The sequence below is a fragment of the Ramlibacter sp. WS9 genome (genome assembly GCF_003797765.1).
Classification (GTDB): domain Bacteria; phylum Pseudomonadota; class Gammaproteobacteria; order Burkholderiales; family Burkholderiaceae_C; genus Ramlibacter.
Window position 1 is genome coordinate 86216 of sequence record NZ_RKMB01000013.1, and the last position, 16315, is coordinate 102530.

A 16315-nucleotide genomic window follows, 5' to 3' on the forward strand; every position below is an offset into this window, starting at 1 on the left:
AACCTCAACGTGCGTATGTTGCAGCGCACCATAATAGCGGCGTTACGAGGGGAAGACGGGGATTTAGGATGGCGACATGGAAACAGGCTACGTCACTCGAACAATGAGCCGCGACGAGGTCGCGCTCGCGATCGAGTGGGCCGCCGAAGAAGGCTGGAACCCCGGCCTGCACGACGCCGAGACCTTTCGCGCCGCCGACCCGCAAGGCTTCTTCGTGGGCACGCGCAATGGCGAGGCGGCGGCCTCGATCTCCGTGGTCAAGTACGAACCCGGCTTCGCATTCCTGGGCCTGTACATCGTGCGGCCGGAATGGCGCGGCCGCGGCTTGGGCTGGGCACTGTGGGAGCACGGGATGGCTTCCGCCGCGGGTCGGCAGGTCGGGCTCGACGGCGTCGTTGCGCAGCAGGCCAATTACCGGAAGTCGGGGTTCGAGCTGGCCTGGCGCAACGTGCGTTATGAGGGACGCGGCGGAACGCCCGCGCCCGATGACGCGCGAGTCGTCGACCTCGCCCGCCTGCCCTTGTCCACCGTTTGCACATTCGACAAGGCGTACTTCCCCGCCGAGCGGACGGCCTTCCTTCGGGCTTGGCTCACGCAGCCTGACGCCGCGGCGCGCGGCTGGATCGAGGATGGCCGGCTGCAAGGCTACGGGGTGGTCCGCCGCTGCCGCAGCGGCTGGAAGATCGGGCCGCTATTCGCAGAACGAGAACATATCGCGGAGGGACTGTTCCTCGCACTGTGTTCCCAGGCGAGCGCAGACGAATCAATCTATCTCGATCTGCCGGAGGTCAACGCAGCTGCAGTGGCGCTCGCGAAGCGCCACGACATGCGCATCGTGTTCGAGACCGCGCGCATGTACACGGGCCGGCCGCCGGCCCTGAACATGCAAGGCCTCTACGGGATCACGAGTTTTGAGTTGGGCTGAACCGCGCCGTTCAGGCTTCGTCAAGGCTCGGTCAGGATGACCAAGGCCTCGCCCTCCACCAATAAATTGAGCGCTGCGGCCGCTGCCTTGCTGAGGTCAATGATGCGATTGCGGAACCAAGGGCCGCGGTCGTTGATGCGCACGACCACCTCCAGGCCGTTTTGAAGGTTGCGCACGCGCACAAGCGAGCCAAACGGGAGCGTCCGATGCGCCGCCGTCAATTCGTTCATGTCGAAACGCTCACCGTTCGCCGTGCGCTTGCGGTGGAAGCGTGGTCCATACCAAGAGGCTTTGCCGCGGCCAATCACGGCGGCCGGCGGCCTGGTCGGCGCAGCAGCTGCCTCTTCCAGTCCGACAGCAGACTCTGTCGGGGCAACAGGAGGTTCTTTCGGTGCTGCAGCTGACTTTTTCGGTGCAAAAGCTGGCGGTGCAACAGCTGGCTCTTCGTATACCGGGCGACCGCTTGGAGGCGTCGTTGCGCATCCGCTGACAAGGCTCAATGCAGCCACCACCGTCCAGGCGGGAATGTGTTGACGGGGCCGTTCCGAAATCAAGTGCGCATCCTTTAGACGGTTTGTGGGGCGAATGTACGCAAGCGCGCCCCGATTTGCCAGCGGTATCCGGCAGGCACCCAACGGCAGCGTGTCCTACAAGCCCAACGAGAAGCCGCTGACAGGCGGGCCCAGCCGTGCGCCGTACATTGGTTCACAACTCGAAGGAGCCGATATGAAGCCTTTTGCGCTTGAACCCAACATGCTGACGATGCGCGGCGTGTTCTACCCCACCGGCTACATGTTCCTCATGTTCCCGACTGAACAGGACGCCCGGAACGCCGAGCATGCGCTCGAGGAGGATGGCTACAGTGGCGAATCGATCTCGCTCTTGACCTCGCAAGACATCCAGGAGAAGGTCGCCCGCACGGTGGGCAATGCCGACATCCCGCTGCCCTCGGCGGGAACCGAGGCCGACACGGTCCGCCACTTTGCCCAGCTTGCCAGCCAGGGCCATTGCGCACTCATGATCCATGCACCAACCGGCAAAGAAACCGGGCACATCATGGAGGTGCTGAAAGACGCGCCGATCTCTTACGGCCAGAAGTACCGGCACCTCGTGATCGAGGATTTGGTGGAGTAAATGGACAAGACAAAGCCCGCCGATGGCGGGCTTTGTCATTGAGGCGCGCTTCGCGCGTCAGCCCATGTGCAGGCCGCCGTTCACAGAGAAGTCGGCACCGGTCGCATAGCCGCCCTCTTCCGAAGCCAGCCACGCGATGATCGAGGCGATCTCTTCCGGCTGGCCCAGGCGCTTGACCGGGATCGTCGCGACGATCTTGTCCAGCACGTCGGGACGAATCGCCTTGACCATGTCGGTGCCGATGTAGCCGGGGCTCACGGTGTTGACGGTCACGCCCTTGTTCGCCAGCTCTTGCGCCAGCGCCATGCTGAAGCCGTGCATACCGGCTTTGGCGGCGGAGTAGTTCGTCTGGCCCGCCTGGCCCTTCTCGCCGTTCACAGACGAGATGTTGATGATGCGGCCCCAGCCCCGCTCGACCATGTCGCCCACCACCTGCTTGGTGACGTTGAACATCGAGTTGAGGTTGGTCTCGATCACGGCGTCCCAGTCTTCGCGCGTCATCTTGATGAACATGCGGTCACGGGTGATGCCGGCGTTGTTCACCAGCACGTCGATCGGGCCGTGCTCGGCCTTGGCCTTGCCGAAAGCTTCGACCGTCGATTCCCAGGCGCCGACATTGCCGACCGATGCGTAGAAGGTGTAGCCCAGCGCCTTTTGCTCGCCGATCCACTTTTCGAAGTCACGCGTCGGGCCGCAGCCGGCGATGACCTTGAAGCCTTCCTTGTGCAGGCGCTGGCAGATCGAGGTACCGATGCCGCCCATGCCGCCGGTCACGTATGCAATTTTCTGGCTCATTCGAGTCTCCTTGAGGTTGTTGTTGGTTGTACAGGTTCAGGCGCGTTCGACAGCGAGGGAAACCCCCATGCCGCCACCGATGCACAGGGCAGCGATGCCCTTCTTGGCTTCACGCCGTTGCATCTCGTGCAGAAGCGTTACCAGGATGCGCGCGCCGGACGCACCGATCGGGTGCCCGATGGCGATGGCGCCGCCGTTCACGTTGACCTTCGATGCGTCGATGCCGAGTTCCTTGTTGACGGCGCACGCCTGCGCGGCGAAAGCTTCGTTCAATTCGAACAGGTCGACGTCGGCGGCCGTCCAGCCGGCGCGCTCGAGTGCCTTGCGCGTCGCGGGCACCGGGCCCATGCCCATGGTGGCGGGATCGAGCCCGCTGGTGCCGAAGGCCTTGATGCGTGCCAGGGGCTTCAGGCCCAACTCAGCAGCTTTCTTGGCGCTCATCAGCACGAGCGCGGCGGCGCCGTCGTTCAAGCCGGAGGCATTGCCGGCCGTGACGCTGCCCGCCTTGTCGAACGCGGGACGCAGCCCGGCCAGCGCTTCGGCGCTGGTCTTCTTGTTGATGAACTCGTCGGCGTTGAAGAGAACCGGGTCGCCCTTTTTCTGCGGGATGGTCACGGTGACGATCTCATCCTTGAACTTGCCGGCTTCCTGCGCGGCGGTGGCCTTCTGCTGGCTGCCGAGCGCAAGCTTGTCCTGCGCGTCGCGGCTGATGTCGTGCGCCTTGGCGACGTTCTCGGCCGTGACGCCCATGTGGTACTGGTTGTAGACGTCCCACAGGCCGTCCACGATCATCGTGTCCTGCAGCTTCCAGTCGCCCATGCGCTGGCCGTCGCGGGAGTTGGGCAGCACGTGCGGCGCGGCACTCATGTTTTCCTGGCCGCCGGCCACCACGATCTCGCTGTCGCCCCAGGCGATGGCTTGCGCGGCCAGCATCACGGCCTTCAGGCCGGAACCGCAGACGGCGTTGATCGTCAGCGCGGGCACTTCCTTGGGCAGGCCGGCCTTGAGCGAAGCCTGGCGCGCTGGGTTTTGCCCGGCGCCTGCGGCCAGCACCTGGCCCATGATCACTTCACCCACGAGCGCGGGATCGACCTTGGCACGCGCCAGGGCTTCCTTGATCACGAGCGCGCCCAGCTCGGTGGCCGGGATCTTGGCGAGCGAGCCGCCGAACTTGCCGACGGCTGTGCGGACGGCTGAAACGATGACGATGTCTTCCATGTTTTTCTCCTGAAGGGTGACTTGTGTAATGTGTTCCTGAACGCGAAGGCCGGTCAAGCCTTGGCTCTTACGTACCGGCCGGGCGCGGGCTCGATGGCCTTGTACTTGCCCTTGCCGTAGCTCTTGGGCGCAGCAATTTGCTTGCCCGCGTGGGGTTTCAGCCAGCTCGACCAGTCGGTCCACCAGCTGCCGGGATGTTCTTTCGCGCCCTTGACCCACTCCTCGTGCGTCTTGGGCAACTTGTCGTTGGTCCAGTAGGACCGCTTGTTCTTGGACGGCGGGTTGATCACGCCGGCGATGTGGCCCGACGCGCCCATCACGAAGCGCTTCTTGCCCGGCAAGTGCTGCGTCGATGCGTACGCGCCGCCGATGGGGACGATGTGGTCTTCGCGCGAGCCGTAGATGTAGACCGGGATATCGACGTTCGACAAGTCCACCTTCTCGCCGCAGACCGTGACCTTGCCCGGCTTCACGAGGTTGTTCTCGAAGTAGGTGTTGCGCAGGTACCAGGTGTACATCGGCCCCGGCAGGTTGGTGGAGTCACTGTTCCAGTACAACAGGTCGAACGGCGGCGGCGTTTCACCCTTGAGGTAATTGCCGACGACGTAGTTCCAGACCAGGTCGTTCGGGCGCAGGAAGCTGAAGGTGGACGCGAGCTCCTGGCCCTTCAGGATGCCGCCGCGGCTCAATTGCATCTCGCGGAATTTGACGAAGGCTTCGTCGACGAAGAGGTCGAGAATGCCCGTGTCGCTGAAGTCGAGGAAGGTGGTGAGCAAAGTGGCCGACGCCACCGGCTTTTCACCGCGCGCAGCCAGCACCGCGAGCGACGTGCCCAGCAGCGTGCCGCCGACGCAGAAGCCCAGTGCATTGATCTCCTTCGCGCCGCTGATCTCCTGCACCACTTCGATGGCCTTGATCGGGCCGTCGCCGACGTAGTCGTCCCAGGTCTTGTCCTGGAGCGAGTCGTCCGGGTTGCGCCAGCTGATCACGAACGTCCGATGGCCCTCGGCCACGAGGTGACGGATCAGCGAATTTTCCGGCTGCAGGTCGAGGATATAAAACTTGTTGATGCACGGCGGCACCACGAGGAACGGCTTTTCGTAGACCTTCGCCGTGAGCGGCTTGTATTCGATCAGCTGGAACAGGTCGTTTTCGAACACCACGGCGCCTTCGGTGGTGGCGACGTTCTTGCCGACCTCGAACAGGCTCTCGTCGGTCATCGAGACGTGGCCCTGCTGGATGTCCTTGAGCAGGTTCTGCACGCCCTTGGCTATGCTTTCGCCCTTCGTTTCAATCGCCTTCTTCTGCGCTTCGGCGTTGAGGCACATGAAGTTGCTGGGGGCGGACGCCGCCATGAACTGCTCGACAGCAAAGCGCAGTTTCGCCTTGGTCTTCGCGTCTGTTTCGGCTGCTTCCGCCAATCCGAGCAAGGTGCGGGCGTTCAACAAATAGACCGAAGCGGAAAACGCGGCGACGGGGTTGGACGCCCATGCGTCCGCCGAAAAGCGTTTGTCGACTGCGGTGGGGCTCGCCGTGAGCCCCGTGTTCCACAGCTCGGCGGCCTCGGACAGGTACGCCTGCTGCAACGCCTGCAGTTTCTCGGGGGAAAAGCTCAGTTGGGGCATGTTGGACATGCCTTGCCCCAGGTCAAGCCCGCCGAACGACTGGAGGGCCTTGCCCCACTGGTCGCCGAAGGTCTGCTGGAACTGCTGGGCGGCCTGCGCCCAGACTGGTTCAGAATTCATCTTTGTCTCCTGTATCCCGTTTTATCCGGGTTTACCCGAAGTATCTCAGTTCTCATGCTGCAGTGCAACATCAATTAGCCTCCCATCGATGTATCTGATCGTTATCGCCTGGCTGTATGTCGCGCTCATGATGGCCGTCGCCGAAGCCACCAGCCCGGTGGGCTCCGTCGTCGGTGCGTTCTTCACCTTTGTACTCTACGGCGTCGGTCCTGTCTCGTTGGTGATCTATTTGATCGGCACGCCCGCACGCAGAAAAGCGATCAGGGCGCGGGAAGCGGATGAGTTGGCGAAGCACGCGGCGCAAGAGTCACGCCAGCCAGACGGAGGCGGCGAGCCGGCCGCTGACGCGGTCCCTCCGGTGCGAAAAGAACCTTGAAGGATTGCTGACGGTGCACCACGGGGTGCTGCTGTCATTGCCATAGATCGCAGTCACGCCCAGCGCCTGCAATCGCTGCCGCGCGAGCCCGGGCAAGTCCGCCAGGAACTTGCCTTCACCATGCGTCTTGAAGTACTGTGCCGCGCTGGCGTCCCGCGAAACGAACGCGTCTCGCACTTCCGCACCCACTTCGAACGCATCGGGGCCGATGCACGGGCCAAGCCATGCCATGCGCTCGCCGCGCGGCATCGCCGTCACGGCGGCTTCGATCACGCCCTCGGCCAAACCACGCCAGCCCGCGTGCGCGGCGCCAACGGCAGTGCCACGCACGTCGGTGAGCAGCACGGGCAAACAGTCGGCGACCATGATCGTGCAGGCGACGCCCCTGTGCCCGGTGACGCATCCGTCCGCCGTTGTGCCGTCGGGCGTTTCCGGTGACAGCGAGGCAGTCTTGACGCCGTGCACCTGCGCAAGGAACACGGGCCGTGCGCCAAGCGCGTCATTGAAGACCTGGCGGTTGCGGCGCACCGCAGCGGGATCGTCGCCCACGTGGTCGCCCAGGTTCAGGCTGTCATAAGGCGCGATGGAGACCCCGCCTGCCCGCGAGGTACAGATTGCGCGGACGTTCCGCGGCGCGGGCCAATCCGGCACGATCCAGTCGGCGGGAAATGACATTCAGTTCTCGTTGTCCGGGCAGCTCGAAGGCTGCGCCTTCTGGAAGGCGGGATGCGCCATGCAGGCGTCGAACGCGGCCATGGTCCGCGGCAGGCCAGCGAAATCACAGTTGAACCGCTTGCCGTTGAAAATCTGCGGCACCAGGCAGCAGTCGGCCAGTGTGGGCGTGTCGCCGTAGCAAAACGTCGAGGCAGGCAGGCGCGACAGTTCGCGCTCGAAGGCCTCCAGCCCGTCGCGTACCCAGTGCCGGTACCAGGTGTTCTTGGCCTCTTCCTCCACCTTCAACTCGCGCGTGAGGTACTTGAGCACGCGCAGGTTGTTCAGCGGGTGGATTTCGCACGCAATCAGTTGCGCCAGCGCCCGGACGTGGGCGCGGCCCAGCGCGTCACGTGGCAGCAGCGCCGGCTCGGGATGGGTCTCGTCCAGGTACTCGATGATGGCCATCGATTGCCCGAGGTGCTCGCCCGTGTCGAGCTCCAGCGTGGGCACCAGCAGCGTGGGCGACACGGCGGCGTAGTCCGCCTGCTTGTGCTCGCCCTTCACCAGGTGGACGGGAAGGTAGTCGTACGAAAGCCCCTTGAGTTCCAGCGCGATGCGGACCCGGAAAGACGCGGAAGATCGGAAGTAGTTGTATAGCTTCATGCGAGAAGGATAAACCCTGATCGGCCCCATGCGCGCCCCTCCTCGCCTGGCGAGCGCGGCGAAGTCGCCTTACACTGGTTTTTCCATTGGCAGCACCCCCGGCAGGAACCCTTGATGAAGTCCGACCAGAACGAACTCTTGACACGCATCGGTCCCGGCACGGCCTGCGGCGCCGTGATGCGCAGCTACTGGCAACCGGTGGCGCTGGTGGATGAATTCGATCCGGCGCTGGACCCGCGCATGGCGCAGCGTCCCGTCAAGGCTCTGCGCGCGCTGGGGCAAGACCTGGTGCTCTTCAAGGACGCGCAGGGGCAGTTCGGCCTTCTCGACCGTGCCTGCCCGCATCGCGGCGCGGACCTGTCCTTCGGCCGCAACGAAGGCGATGGCCTGCGCTGCCCGTTCCACGGCTGGAAATTCGCAGCGGACGGCCGCTGCATGGAGACGCCGGCCGAGCCCGCGGGCAGCAAACTGTGCGAGCGCGTGCGGCAACGCAGCTACCCGGTGCTGGAAAAGAGCGGCATCGTGTTCGCATGGCTGGGCGATGAGGGCACGACGCCGCCGCCCTTCCCCGCTTTCGATTGCTTCGCCGCGCCCGCGTCGCACACCTTCGCCTTCAAGGGGCTGTGGCAATGCAACTGGCTGCAGGCTTTCGAAGTCGGCATCGACCCGGCCCACCCTTCTTTCCTGCATCGCTACCTGCAGGACGAAGCGCTGGAGAACATCGGTGACAACGCCGGCGGCAAGCAGTTCCGCAGCGCCAGCGCCGGCGATGCGGGCGGCGAGCGCTGGCCGATGACGCGCATCATGCGCGAGTTCCACCAGCCCGAGATCAGCTTCGAGCCCACGCCCTGGGGGCTGCAGCTCACGGCCTTGCGCCCCATGACCGAACAGCTGACGCACGTGCGCGTCACGCAGGCGGTCTTCCCGCACACCTTCGTGATCCCGCTGTCCGAAACGCTGACCATCACGCAGATGCACCTGCCGGTGGACGACACCCACACCTATTGGTACACCGTCTTCACCAGCTTCGGCGGCCCGGTGGACAAGGAAGCGATGCGCAACCAGCGGCTGCAGTACATCAGTTTGCCGGACTACATCCCCAAGGCCGGACGGCACAACAACTGGGGCTTCAACGCCGAAGAGCAAATGACGCGCACCTACCTCGGCATGGGCGAAGACGACATCAACGTTCACGACCAGTGGGCGGTCGAAAGCATGGGGCCCATCCAGGACCGGACCCTCGAGCACCTGGGCACCAGCGACAAGGTCATCATGGCCAACCGCCGCAACCTCTTGAAGGCGATCGAGGCAGTTCAATCGGGCGGCACGGCCCCCGGTGTTGCCGACGGTGCGCAGGCTGGGGCCATCGCGGGGCCCGACACCGTCGACGGCATCGCACCCGCGGGCACGTGGCCGCAATGGTGGCGCGAACAGGCGCGCGCGAAACGCGACAAGGCACCCTGGGCGGCAGCGGCGACGCCCGCGGTTGCCGCATGACCACCTTCGCGCAGCGCTGCGGCATCCACGACGAACGGCGCGAACAGGCGCTGCGCAAGACGGCGCGGACGATCGACGCCACCGGGCTGGAGCTGATGCGCTTCGCCTGGTGCGATCTGCACGGCGTCACGCGCGGCAAGACCCTGGTCGCGTCCGCAGCGAAGCGGGCGATGGAAGAAGGCGTGGGCATGGTGAGCAGCCTGATGCTCAAGGACAGCTCCGACCGCACGGCGTTCAAGATCTTCGAGCCGGGCGGGGTCGCCGAGCTGCCGGGATTCGAATTCGCGAGCAACCTTTTGCTGCTGGCGGAGCCATCCAGCTTCCGGCAGTTGCCGTGGACGCCCGGGACCGGCTGGGTACTGAGCCAACCGTGGTTCCAGAATGGCGCACCGGTGGAGCTGGACACGCGCCGCGTATTGCAGCGCGCGCTGGCGCGGCTCGATGACGCGGGCCTGGCGATGAAGTGCGGCCTCGAGATCGAGTTCCACATCTACCGCATCGAAGACACGCGGGCGCAGCTCGATCCCATGCAAGCCGGCTGGCCCGGCCCCCCGCCGGCGGTGAGCATGGTCCACCCCGGCTACAACCTCCTCAACGAAGCCTGGTTCGACATGGCCGAGGAGCCGCTGCGCATCGTGCAGCACACCGCGCAGGCGCTGGGCCTGCCGTTGCTCTCGCTGGAAATCGAGCTTGGGCCCAGCCAGGTGGAGGCTGTGTTCGACGTCACCGACGCCCTCACGGCCGCCGACAACATGGTGCTGTTCCGCAATGGCGTGAAGCAGGCCCTGCGCCGCGCGGGCTACCACGCGAGCTTCATGTGCCGGCCGCCGTTTCCGAACATCATGTCCAGTGGCTGGCACCTGCACCAGTCGCTGGTCGATGCGAAGAGCGGCAAGAACATTTTCATGTGCGACGCGCCGCTTCAAGGCAGCACGCCCGCGGACGCCCGCTACACCCTGTCGGAACCCGGCGAGCACTACCTGGCCGGCCTGCTCGAACACGCGCGCGCGATGGCGGTGTTCTGCACGCCCACTGTCAACGGCTTCGGCCGTTTCCGGCCCAACGCACTGGCTCCGCAAGCCGTGCTGTGGGGGCGTGACAACCGCGGCGCGATGCTGCGCGTCATCGGCGAGTGCGGCGACGCGTCCACCCGCATCGAGAACCGCATCGGCGAGCCGGCGGCCAACCCCTATCTGTACATGGCCTCGCAAATTCATGCGGGCCTCGACGGCCTGGAACGCCGGCTGAAGGCGCCACCCGCCACCGATGCACCCTACGCCACCGGCGCGCAGATGCTGCCCACCAGCCTGGGCGAGGCGCTGGCAGCGCTGGACGCCGACACCGTCCTCACCGCTGCGCTGGGGGAACCGTTCGTCCGCTACTTCAGCCGCATCAAGCAGCAAGAGCTCACGCGCTGGGACGAGGCGGAGGACAAAGAGGACTTTCAGCGGCGCGAATACTTCAGCCGTTTTTGATGATCACCGTTCACCTTGTCCCCGATGGCGCTGCCGCGCCGCTCGACCTTCAATGCAAAACCGGCCAGAGCCTGATGCAGGCCGCGGTGGCGGCCAACGTGAAGGGCATCGAAGGCGAATGCGGCGGCATGATGACGTGCGGCACTTGCCATGTCTATGTGCACGAACCGTATGCCGGCCGGTTGCCGCCGCGCAGCGCCGATGAGGACGCCATGCTCGGGTTCACCGCCTCGCCGCGCCGCGCGAACAGCCGCCTGTCATGCCAGATCGCGCTCACCGAAGGGTTGGACGGCCTGACTGCGGACCTGCCGGCCAACCAGTACTGAAGCGCCTGCCGGCGTCAGCCTGACTCGTGGCCGGCCACGAGCTTGCCGAGCAAGTTCACCAGTTGCTGTCGCTCCGCCGCCTCCAGTGGCGAGACGATGCGGCTCTGCGCCTTGCCGACGGCGCGCTTCATCTGCAGCGCTGCTTCCTCGCCCTCGGGTGTGACCCACAAGAGCTTCCGGCGGCGGTCCACCGCATCCGGCTCGCGGCGAACCCAGCCCTTGGCCTCCAGCCGGCCGATGACCGAGCCGAACGTCGCGGCGTCGAAGGCGACCTTGCCGGCCAGGGTGACCTGGTCTTCGCCCGGGTCTTCGATCAATGCATTCAGGATCGCGAACTGCACCGGTGTCACATCGAACCCACCGGTCTCCTCCATGAAGATCGCCACGGCCACCTGGTGCGCCCGCCGGATGAGGTGGCCGGGTGCATGCTGGAAATCGAAGCTCTTTGCCATGCGGCGAGTGTAGCGACGGCCGGCGCTTGCAGTTGCGACAAATAATATGTATGCTTATCTTTTTTCCAAAACACACGGAGACAGCATCGAATGGCCAAGCCCTTGAACGTGATCGTCGCGGGCGGCGGCATTGGCGGGCTCGCCGCGGCCCACGTGCTTGCGCGCGCTGGCCATCGCGTCACTGTGCTCGAGCAATCCGCAGCGTTCGGCGAGATCGGCGCCGGCATCCAGCTCGGCCCCAACATCTTCAAGATGTTCGAATACCTGGGCCTCACCGAGGCAGTCAACCAGGTCGCGTTCTTCCCCACCGGGCTCGGGATGAACGACGTACGCACGGGCGAGAAGGTCGTGCGCGTGCCGCTCGGCGACGTGGCGCGGGCTGCGTACGGCTATCCGTATGGCGTGATCTACCGGGCCGACCTGCACCAGGTCTTCCTCGATGCCTGCAAGGCCTTGCCCGGCGTCGTCCTCCGCACGTCGAGCAAGGTCGAGTCGTTCGCCCAGGACGGCGAAGGCATCACGGTGCGGCTAGCGGGCGGCGAGCAGCTGCGCGGCGATGCACTCATTGGCGCCGATGGCCTGTGGAGCCGCATCCGTGAAGCCGTGGTCGGCGACGGCAAGCCGCGCGTATCGGGCCACATCGCCTACCGCGCGGTCCTCAAGCGCGAGGACGTGCCCGCGCACCTGTGGAGCGACGACGTGCAGCTCTGGGGCGGCGAGAAGACACACCTGGTGCACTACCCCCTGCGCCGCGGCGAGTTGTTCAACCTGGTCGCCGTTTTCCACAGCAACAAATACGACGAGGGCTGGAACACCTTCGGCGACACCGCCGAACTCAACGAGCGCTTTGCGCAAGCCGTGCCGCAAGTGCGCGAACTGCTCGGCAAGATCGAGACCTGGAAGATGTGGGTGCTGTGCGACCGCGATCCGGTGAAGAACTGGAGCGACGGGCGAGTCACGCTGCTGGGCGACGCCGCGCATCCGATGCTGCAATACCTCGCGCAGGGCGCGGGCCAGGCCATCGAGGACGCAGTGGTGCTGGGCGAGGCGCTGCGCTTCACGGATGGAAATGTGCAAGAAGCCTTCCAGAAGTACCAGCAAGCCCGCTACCTGCGAACCGGGCGCGTGCAATTGACGGCGCGTTTCTATGGCGATATCTACCACGCCGCCGGCGTGCAGCGCGAACTGCGCAACCAGATGTTCCAGAGCGGCAAGGAGTCGGCTGGATTCGCGGGCCTGAAGTGGATGTACGACGGCATATCTCCCGCCAACCTGTTCGACACATGAGTCAACACGGCGGCATTGCAATCGCGCCTGGAGACCGAAGGCGCCTACCTGGGAAGAAGTATTTGAAATGAACATTCGCGAACAGCTTTATCGGGACATGGCGCCCCACCACCTCACCCCCCTGTGGGAGGTCCTGCATTCGCTGGTGCCGCAGCAGCCGGCCACCCCGTGCGTGCCGGCGCTGTGGAAGTACGACGAGGTGCGGCCCTTCCTGATGCGCGCGGGCGAAGCCATCACGGCGGAAGAAGCAGTGCGCCGCGTGTTGATCCTCGAGAACCCCGCGCTGCGCGGCCAGTCCGCGATCACGCAATCGCTCTACGCGGGCCTGCAGTTGATCCTGCCGGGCGAAGTGGCGCCCAGCCATCGCCACACCCAAAGCGCGCTGCGCTTCATCGTCGAAGGCTCTGGCGCCTACACGGCCGTGGACGGTGAGCGGACAACGATGCGTCCCGGGGATTTCATCATCACGCCCAGCTGGACCTTTCACGACCATGGGCACGACGGAGATGCGCCGGTGGTCTGGCTCGACGGCCTCGACATCCCGATGATCCGCTTCTTCGACGCCGGCTTCGCGGAGAACGGCGCCAGCAAGTCGCAGGCCGTGAGCCGCGCCGAGGGCACCAGCCTTGCGCGCTACGGCCACAACATGGCGCCTGTGCGGCACGATGCGCCGTTCGGCAAGACATCCCCCATCTTCAGCTACCCGTACGAACGCAGCCGTGAAGCGCTGGAGCGGCTGGAGCGCGACGCACCGGTCGACGCCTGGGACGGCGTCAAGCTGCGCTACCTCAACCCGCTCACCGGCGGCGCGCCCATGCCCACGATGGCCACGTTCATGCAGAAACTGCCCGCCGGATTCGTGGGCAAGCCGTGGCGCCAGACCGACGGCGCCGTGTACAGCGTGGTCGAAGGCGAAGGCGAAGCCGTCATCGAGCATGGCGCTCAGACATGGCGCTACGCCTTCGGGCCGCACGACCATTTCGTCGTGCCGTCATGGCACACTGCCCGCTTCACGTCGGAGCGTGGCTGCGTGCTATTCAGTTTTTCCGACCGCCCGGTGCACCAGGCGCTGGGCATCCACCAAGAAGAGAGGTTGTCATGAGCTATGTTTTCAATCCCGCACCGGCCGCGTCGGTGCCGGTGGTCGGGCGCACCGAACGTTTTCCGGTGCACCGCATCTACTGCGTGGGCCGCAACTACGTCGAGCACGCCAAGGAGATGGGTTTCACCGGCCGCGAGCCGCCGTTCTTCTTCCTGAAGCCCGCCGACACGGCAGTGCCGGTGAACGCGGGCGAGACGGGCACCGTGGCCTACCCCACGCTCACCAAGGACCTGCAACACGAAATCGAGCTGGTCCTGGCCATCGGCATCGGCGGCAGGAACATCAAGGCCGCCGACGCGCACAAGCACATCTGGGGCTATGCCGTGGGCCTGGACATGACGCGGCGGGACCTGCAAGGCGAGATGAAGAAGCAGGGCCGCCCGTGGTGCATCGGCAAGGCTTTCGAGCAATCGGCACCGATCGGCCCGATCACACCCGCCGCGCAGGCCGGTGACGTGGCCAATGCGGAGATCTACCTCCAGGTCAACGGCAAGGACAAGCAACGCAGCAATGTTGCCAAGTTGATCTGGAACATCGGCGAGATCATCGAGCACGTCTCCGCCGCCTGGGACCTGGCGCCCGGCGACCTGATCTACAGCGGCACGCCGGAAGGCGTCGCTGCCGTGGTCGAGGGCGATACGCTGGTAGGGGGCATCGCCGGGCTGGAGACGCTTTCGGTCCGGATCACAGGCGCTTGAAGGCTGGGTGCGCGTTGATCGGACGGCTTGTTCGATAATCGCGCAACTGTCCCGACGCAGGCCGCCGCGCCGCGGGGCGGGTTCGACAATCCCGCAAAGAGGAGAAACCGTTTGCGCGTCCTAGAAAAACTGGCCAAGCTGTGCGCCATCCTGGCCGGCGTCCTGCTGACGACGATCACGCTCATCACGTGCGTGAGCCTCATCGGCCGCAACCTGTTCGGCGCCACGCTGGCGGGCGATTTCGAACTGACGGGCGTCGCGGCGGGTGCGGCCATCGCGCTGTTCATGCCCTGGTGCCAACTCAGGCGCGGCAACATCATCGTCGACTTCTTCACCGCCAAGGCCAGTGAGCGAACGAACGCCGGCCTGGATCGCGCCGGCGCCCTGCTGCTGGCCGCCATGATGGCGCTCTTGGCGTGGCGTGCGACGCTGGGTGGGCTCAACGCCTACGACACCAACTCGGGGACGATGATGCTGGGCTTTCCGGAATGGGTGGTTTATGCCGCCATGGTTCCGCCGCTGGTGCTGACGGCCGTGATCGGGCTAGCCCAAAGCGTGCGCGGGTTCACGGTCGAAGGGGTCACCGAATGAGCCCGCTGGTTCTCACCCTTCTCATCTTCGGCATCATGCTGCTGTTGATGGCGCTGCGCGCGCCCATCGCCGTGTCCATGTTCGTCGCCGGTTGCATCGGCTATGTGCTCCAGGCCGGTTGGGCCCCGCTGGCGAGCTTTCTGAACACCCAGGCCTTCGCCCGCTTCGCGAGCTACGACCTCTCGGTGATTCCGCTGTTCATCCTGATGGGCAATTTCGCGACGCAGGGTGGCATCTCCAAGGCGCTGTTCGGTTTTGCGAGCGTGGTGATGTCGCGCTTCAAGGGCGGGCTGGCGATGGCCGCCGTCATGGCCTGCGCCGCATTCGGCGCGATCTGCGGATCTTCCGTGGCCACGGCCGCCACCATCACTTCCGTGGCGCTGCCGGAGATGAAGCGCCACGGCTATTCGGGCCGCCTCGCCACGGGCACGCTGGCCGCAGGCGGCACACTGGGCATCCTCATCCCGCCTTCCGTGCCGCTGGTGATCTACGCTATCCTGGCCGAGCAGAACATCGCCAAGCTGTTCGCCGCTGCGATGATCCCGGGGATCATCGCGATGGTCGGCTACATGATCGCCATCGCCATCTACGTGCGAGTCGTGCCCGGCCATGCACCCGAGCACGACGAGGCGCCCCGATTCACGCTGGAGGCCCTCTGGGGCATTCTGCCCATCGCGATCGTCTTCACCATCGTCTTTGGCGGCATCTACGGGGGGCTGTTCACGCCAACGGAGGGCGCGGCCGTCGGCGCCGCTTCCACCTTCGTCGCGGCCTTGATCAAGCGCGAGATCACCTGGGCCAAGTTCAAGCAATGCTTCTACGCGACGGCCGAAAGCTCGGCGATGATCTTCATGATCTTCATCGGCGCCGACCTGATGAACTCGGCGCTCGCCCTGACGCAGGTTCCGAATCAGCTCGCGGCCGTGGTGGCCGGCTGGGGCTTGGCACCGGTGGCCGTGGTGGCCGCCATTCTGCTCTTCTACGTGGTGCTGGGCGCGGTGATGGACGAGCTCTCGATGATCCTGCTCACCATCCCGATCTTCTTCCCGATGGTGATGGGCCTGGACTTCGGCATGCCCAAGGAATCGGTGGCGATCTGGTTCGGCATCATGGTGCTGATGACGGTGGGGTTTGGCCTGCTCGCGCCGCCGGTCGGCCTGAACGTGTATGTCGTCAACGGCATGGCAAAGGATGTCCCGATCGGCGAAAGCTACCGCGGCGTGATGCCCTTCCTGATCAGCGACACGCTGCGCACCCTGCTGCTGCTCTTCTTCCCCGCCATTTCGCTCTGGCTGGTGAAGTACATCAATTGACCCGTTGAGGGAAAGCCCCGAAGTCCCGGTCCCGCACCCTGCGTTAAGTTAGCACCCTTCCTGG

At 65.3% G+C, this 16315-nt stretch carries 18 protein-coding genes; 11 read left to right on the forward strand and 7 right to left on the reverse strand.

Features of this window, described 5'->3' with window-relative positions:
• Nucleotides 1–76 precede the first annotated feature (76 nt).
• A complete protein-coding gene (locus tag EEB15_RS19280) occupies nt 77–925 on the forward strand; it encodes a GNAT family N-acetyltransferase (protein ID WP_141511506.1) in 849 nt (282 codons plus the stop codon).
• A gap of 20 nt (nt 926–945) precedes the next feature.
• Here the strand turns inward: EEB15_RS19280 and EEB15_RS19285 are convergent, their stop codons facing one another.
• Complete coding sequence (locus EEB15_RS19285; protein WP_199236573.1) at nt 946–1479, reverse strand: septal ring lytic transglycosylase RlpA family protein; 534 nt, start codon at nt 1477–1479, stop codon at nt 946–948.
• A gap of 88 nt (nt 1480–1567) precedes the next feature.
• Here EEB15_RS19285 and EEB15_RS19290 point away from each other — a divergent pair, with 88 nt between their 5' ends.
• The gene (locus tag EEB15_RS19290) at nt 1568–2059 is read left to right on the forward strand and encodes an RNA-binding protein (protein WP_141511507.1); all 492 of its coding nucleotides are present in this window, start codon (nt 1568–1570) and stop codon (nt 2057–2059) included.
• A 57-nt stretch (nt 2060–2116) separates the two neighbouring features.
• On the opposite strand, the gene phbB is transcribed toward EEB15_RS19290, so the two are convergent.
• Genes phbB through EEB15_RS19305 form a run of 3 tightly spaced genes read right to left on the reverse strand, consistent with a single transcriptional unit; the run spans nt 2117 to nt 5817 of the window.
• The gene (gene phbB / locus EEB15_RS19295) at nt 2117–2854 is read right to left on the reverse strand and encodes an acetoacetyl-CoA reductase (RefSeq protein WP_141511508.1); all 738 of its coding nucleotides are present in this window, start codon (nt 2852–2854) and stop codon (nt 2117–2119) included.
• 36 nt (nt 2855–2890) lie between these two features.
• Nucleotides 2891–4072 (reverse strand): acetyl-CoA C-acetyltransferase, encoded by a 1182-nt coding sequence (locus EEB15_RS19300; protein WP_141511509.1) that lies wholly within the window; start codon nt 4070–4072, stop codon nt 2891–2893.
• Nucleotides 4073–4125: 53 nt separating this feature from the next.
• Nucleotides 4126–5817 carry an alpha/beta hydrolase gene (locus EEB15_RS19305; protein WP_141511510.1) on the reverse strand — a complete coding sequence of 564 codons (1692 nt, stop codon included), beginning with the start codon at nt 5815–5817 and terminating at the stop codon, nt 4126–4128.
• Between the two features lie 88 nt (nt 5818–5905).
• On the opposite strand from EEB15_RS19305, the gene EEB15_RS34275 reads away from it, so the two are divergent.
• A complete protein-coding gene (locus EEB15_RS34275) occupies nt 5906–6193 on the forward strand; it encodes a hypothetical protein (RefSeq protein WP_141511511.1) in 288 nt (95 codons plus the stop codon).
• On the opposite strand, the gene pgeF is transcribed toward EEB15_RS34275, so the two are convergent.
• Together pgeF and maiA are read right to left on the reverse strand one after the other, a co-directional pair.
• On the reverse strand, nt 6125–6868 hold the full coding sequence (gene pgeF, locus EEB15_RS19315) for a peptidoglycan editing factor PgeF (RefSeq protein ID WP_141511512.1): 744 nt from the start codon (nt 6866–6868) through the stop codon (nt 6125–6127). The two genes, EEB15_RS34275 and pgeF, sit on opposite strands and share 69 nt — an antisense overlap.
• A complete protein-coding gene (gene maiA / locus EEB15_RS19320) occupies nt 6869–7510 on the reverse strand; it encodes a maleylacetoacetate isomerase (RefSeq protein ID WP_141511513.1) in 642 nt (213 codons plus the stop codon). It lies immediately after the preceding gene.
• Nucleotides 7511–7624: 114 nt separating this feature from the next.
• Between maiA and EEB15_RS19325 the strand changes: the two genes are divergently transcribed.
• Genes EEB15_RS19325 through EEB15_RS19335 form a run of 3 tightly spaced genes read left to right on the forward strand, consistent with a single transcriptional unit; the run spans nt 7625 to nt 10808 of the window.
• On the forward strand, nt 7625–9007 hold the full coding sequence (locus EEB15_RS19325; protein WP_141511514.1) for a Rieske 2Fe-2S domain-containing protein: 1383 nt from the start codon (nt 7625–7627) through the stop codon (nt 9005–9007).
• Nucleotides 9004–10482 carry a glutamine synthetase family protein gene (locus EEB15_RS19330; RefSeq protein ID WP_141511515.1) on the forward strand — a complete coding sequence of 493 codons (1479 nt, stop codon included), beginning with the start codon at nt 9004–9006 and terminating at the stop codon, nt 10480–10482. Before EEB15_RS19325 ends, EEB15_RS19330 begins: the two co-directional genes overlap by 4 nt.
• Entirely contained in the window at nt 10482–10808 is a 327-nt protein-coding gene (locus EEB15_RS19335) for a 2Fe-2S iron-sulfur cluster-binding protein (protein ID WP_141511516.1), read from the forward strand. The genes EEB15_RS19330 and EEB15_RS19335 overlap by 1 nt, the downstream gene beginning before the upstream one ends.
• A 14-nt stretch (nt 10809–10822) precedes the next feature.
• On the opposite strand, the gene EEB15_RS19340 is transcribed toward EEB15_RS19335, so the two are convergent.
• Nucleotides 10823–11260, reverse strand: coding sequence for a MarR family winged helix-turn-helix transcriptional regulator (locus EEB15_RS19340; protein WP_141511517.1), 438 nt, complete (start codon nt 11258–11260; stop codon nt 10823–10825).
• Between the two features lie 90 nt (nt 11261–11350).
• On the opposite strand from EEB15_RS19340, the gene EEB15_RS19345 reads away from it, so the two are divergent.
• The 5 genes from EEB15_RS19345 to EEB15_RS19365 all read left to right on the forward strand — a co-directional run bounded on the left by EEB15_RS19345 (nt 11351) and on the right by EEB15_RS19365 (nt 16251).
• Nucleotides 11351–12547 (forward strand): 3-hydroxybenzoate 6-monooxygenase, encoded by a 1197-nt coding sequence (locus EEB15_RS19345; RefSeq protein ID WP_141511518.1) that lies wholly within the window; start codon nt 11351–11353, stop codon nt 12545–12547.
• A 67-nt stretch (nt 12548–12614) separates the two neighbouring features.
• Entirely contained in the window at nt 12615–13649 is a 1035-nt protein-coding gene (gene gtdA, locus EEB15_RS19350; protein ID WP_141511519.1) for a gentisate 1,2-dioxygenase, read from the forward strand.
• Entirely contained in the window at nt 13646–14347 is a 702-nt protein-coding gene (locus tag EEB15_RS19355) for a fumarylacetoacetate hydrolase family protein (protein ID WP_141511520.1), read from the forward strand. The genes gtdA and EEB15_RS19355 overlap by 4 nt, the downstream gene beginning before the upstream one ends.
• A gap of 111 nt (nt 14348–14458) precedes the next feature.
• Entirely contained in the window at nt 14459–14938 is a 480-nt protein-coding gene (locus EEB15_RS19360) for a TRAP transporter small permease (RefSeq protein ID WP_141511521.1), read from the forward strand.
• Nucleotides 14935–16251, forward strand: a complete 1317-nt coding sequence (locus EEB15_RS19365; protein ID WP_141511522.1) for a TRAP transporter large permease — start codon at nt 14935–14937, stop codon at nt 16249–16251. Before EEB15_RS19360 ends, EEB15_RS19365 begins: the two co-directional genes overlap by 4 nt.
• Nucleotides 16252–16315 lie beyond the last annotated feature (64 nt).

Bases quoted from the DNA above. Each gene is read 5' to 3' on its own strand.
- EEB15_RS19280 (WP_141511506.1), top strand. From the start codon at position 77: ATGGAAACAGGCTACGTCACTCGAACAATGAGCCGCGACGAGGTCGCG.
- phbB (WP_141511508.1), bottom strand. From the start codon at position 2,854: ATGAGCCAGAAAATTGCATACGTGACCGGCGGCATGGGCGGCATCGGT.
- EEB15_RS19300 (WP_141511509.1), bottom strand. From the start codon at position 4,072: ATGGAAGACATCGTCATCGTTTCAGCCGTCCGCACAGCCGTCGGCAAG.
- EEB15_RS19305 (WP_141511510.1), bottom strand. From the start codon at position 5,817: ATGAATTCTGAACCAGTCTGGGCGCAGGCCGCCCAGCAGTTCCAGCAG.
- EEB15_RS34275 (WP_141511511.1), top strand. From the start codon at position 5,906: ATGTATCTGATCGTTATCGCCTGGCTGTATGTCGCGCTCATGATGGCC.
- pgeF (WP_141511512.1), bottom strand. From the start codon at position 6,868: ATGTCATTTCCCGCCGACTGGATCGTGCCGGATTGGCCCGCGCCGCGG.
- maiA (WP_141511513.1), bottom strand. From the start codon at position 7,510: ATGAAGCTATACAACTACTTCCGATCTTCCGCGTCTTTCCGGGTCCGC.
- EEB15_RS19325 (WP_141511514.1), top strand. From the start codon at position 7,625: ATGAAGTCCGACCAGAACGAACTCTTGACACGCATCGGTCCCGGCACG.
- EEB15_RS19330 (WP_141511515.1), top strand. From the start codon at position 9,004: ATGACCACCTTCGCGCAGCGCTGCGGCATCCACGACGAACGGCGCGAA.
- EEB15_RS19335 (WP_141511516.1), top strand. From the start codon at position 10,482: ATGATCACCGTTCACCTTGTCCCCGATGGCGCTGCCGCGCCGCTCGAC.
- EEB15_RS19340 (WP_141511517.1), bottom strand. From the start codon at position 11,260: ATGGCAAAGAGCTTCGATTTCCAGCATGCACCCGGCCACCTCATCCGG.
- EEB15_RS19345 (WP_141511518.1), top strand. From the start codon at position 11,351: ATGGCCAAGCCCTTGAACGTGATCGTCGCGGGCGGCGGCATTGGCGGG.
- gtdA (WP_141511519.1), top strand. From the start codon at position 12,615: ATGAACATTCGCGAACAGCTTTATCGGGACATGGCGCCCCACCACCTC.
- EEB15_RS19355 (WP_141511520.1), top strand. From the start codon at position 13,646: ATGAGCTATGTTTTCAATCCCGCACCGGCCGCGTCGGTGCCGGTGGTC.
- EEB15_RS19365 (WP_141511522.1), top strand. From the start codon at position 14,935: ATGAGCCCGCTGGTTCTCACCCTTCTCATCTTCGGCATCATGCTGCTG.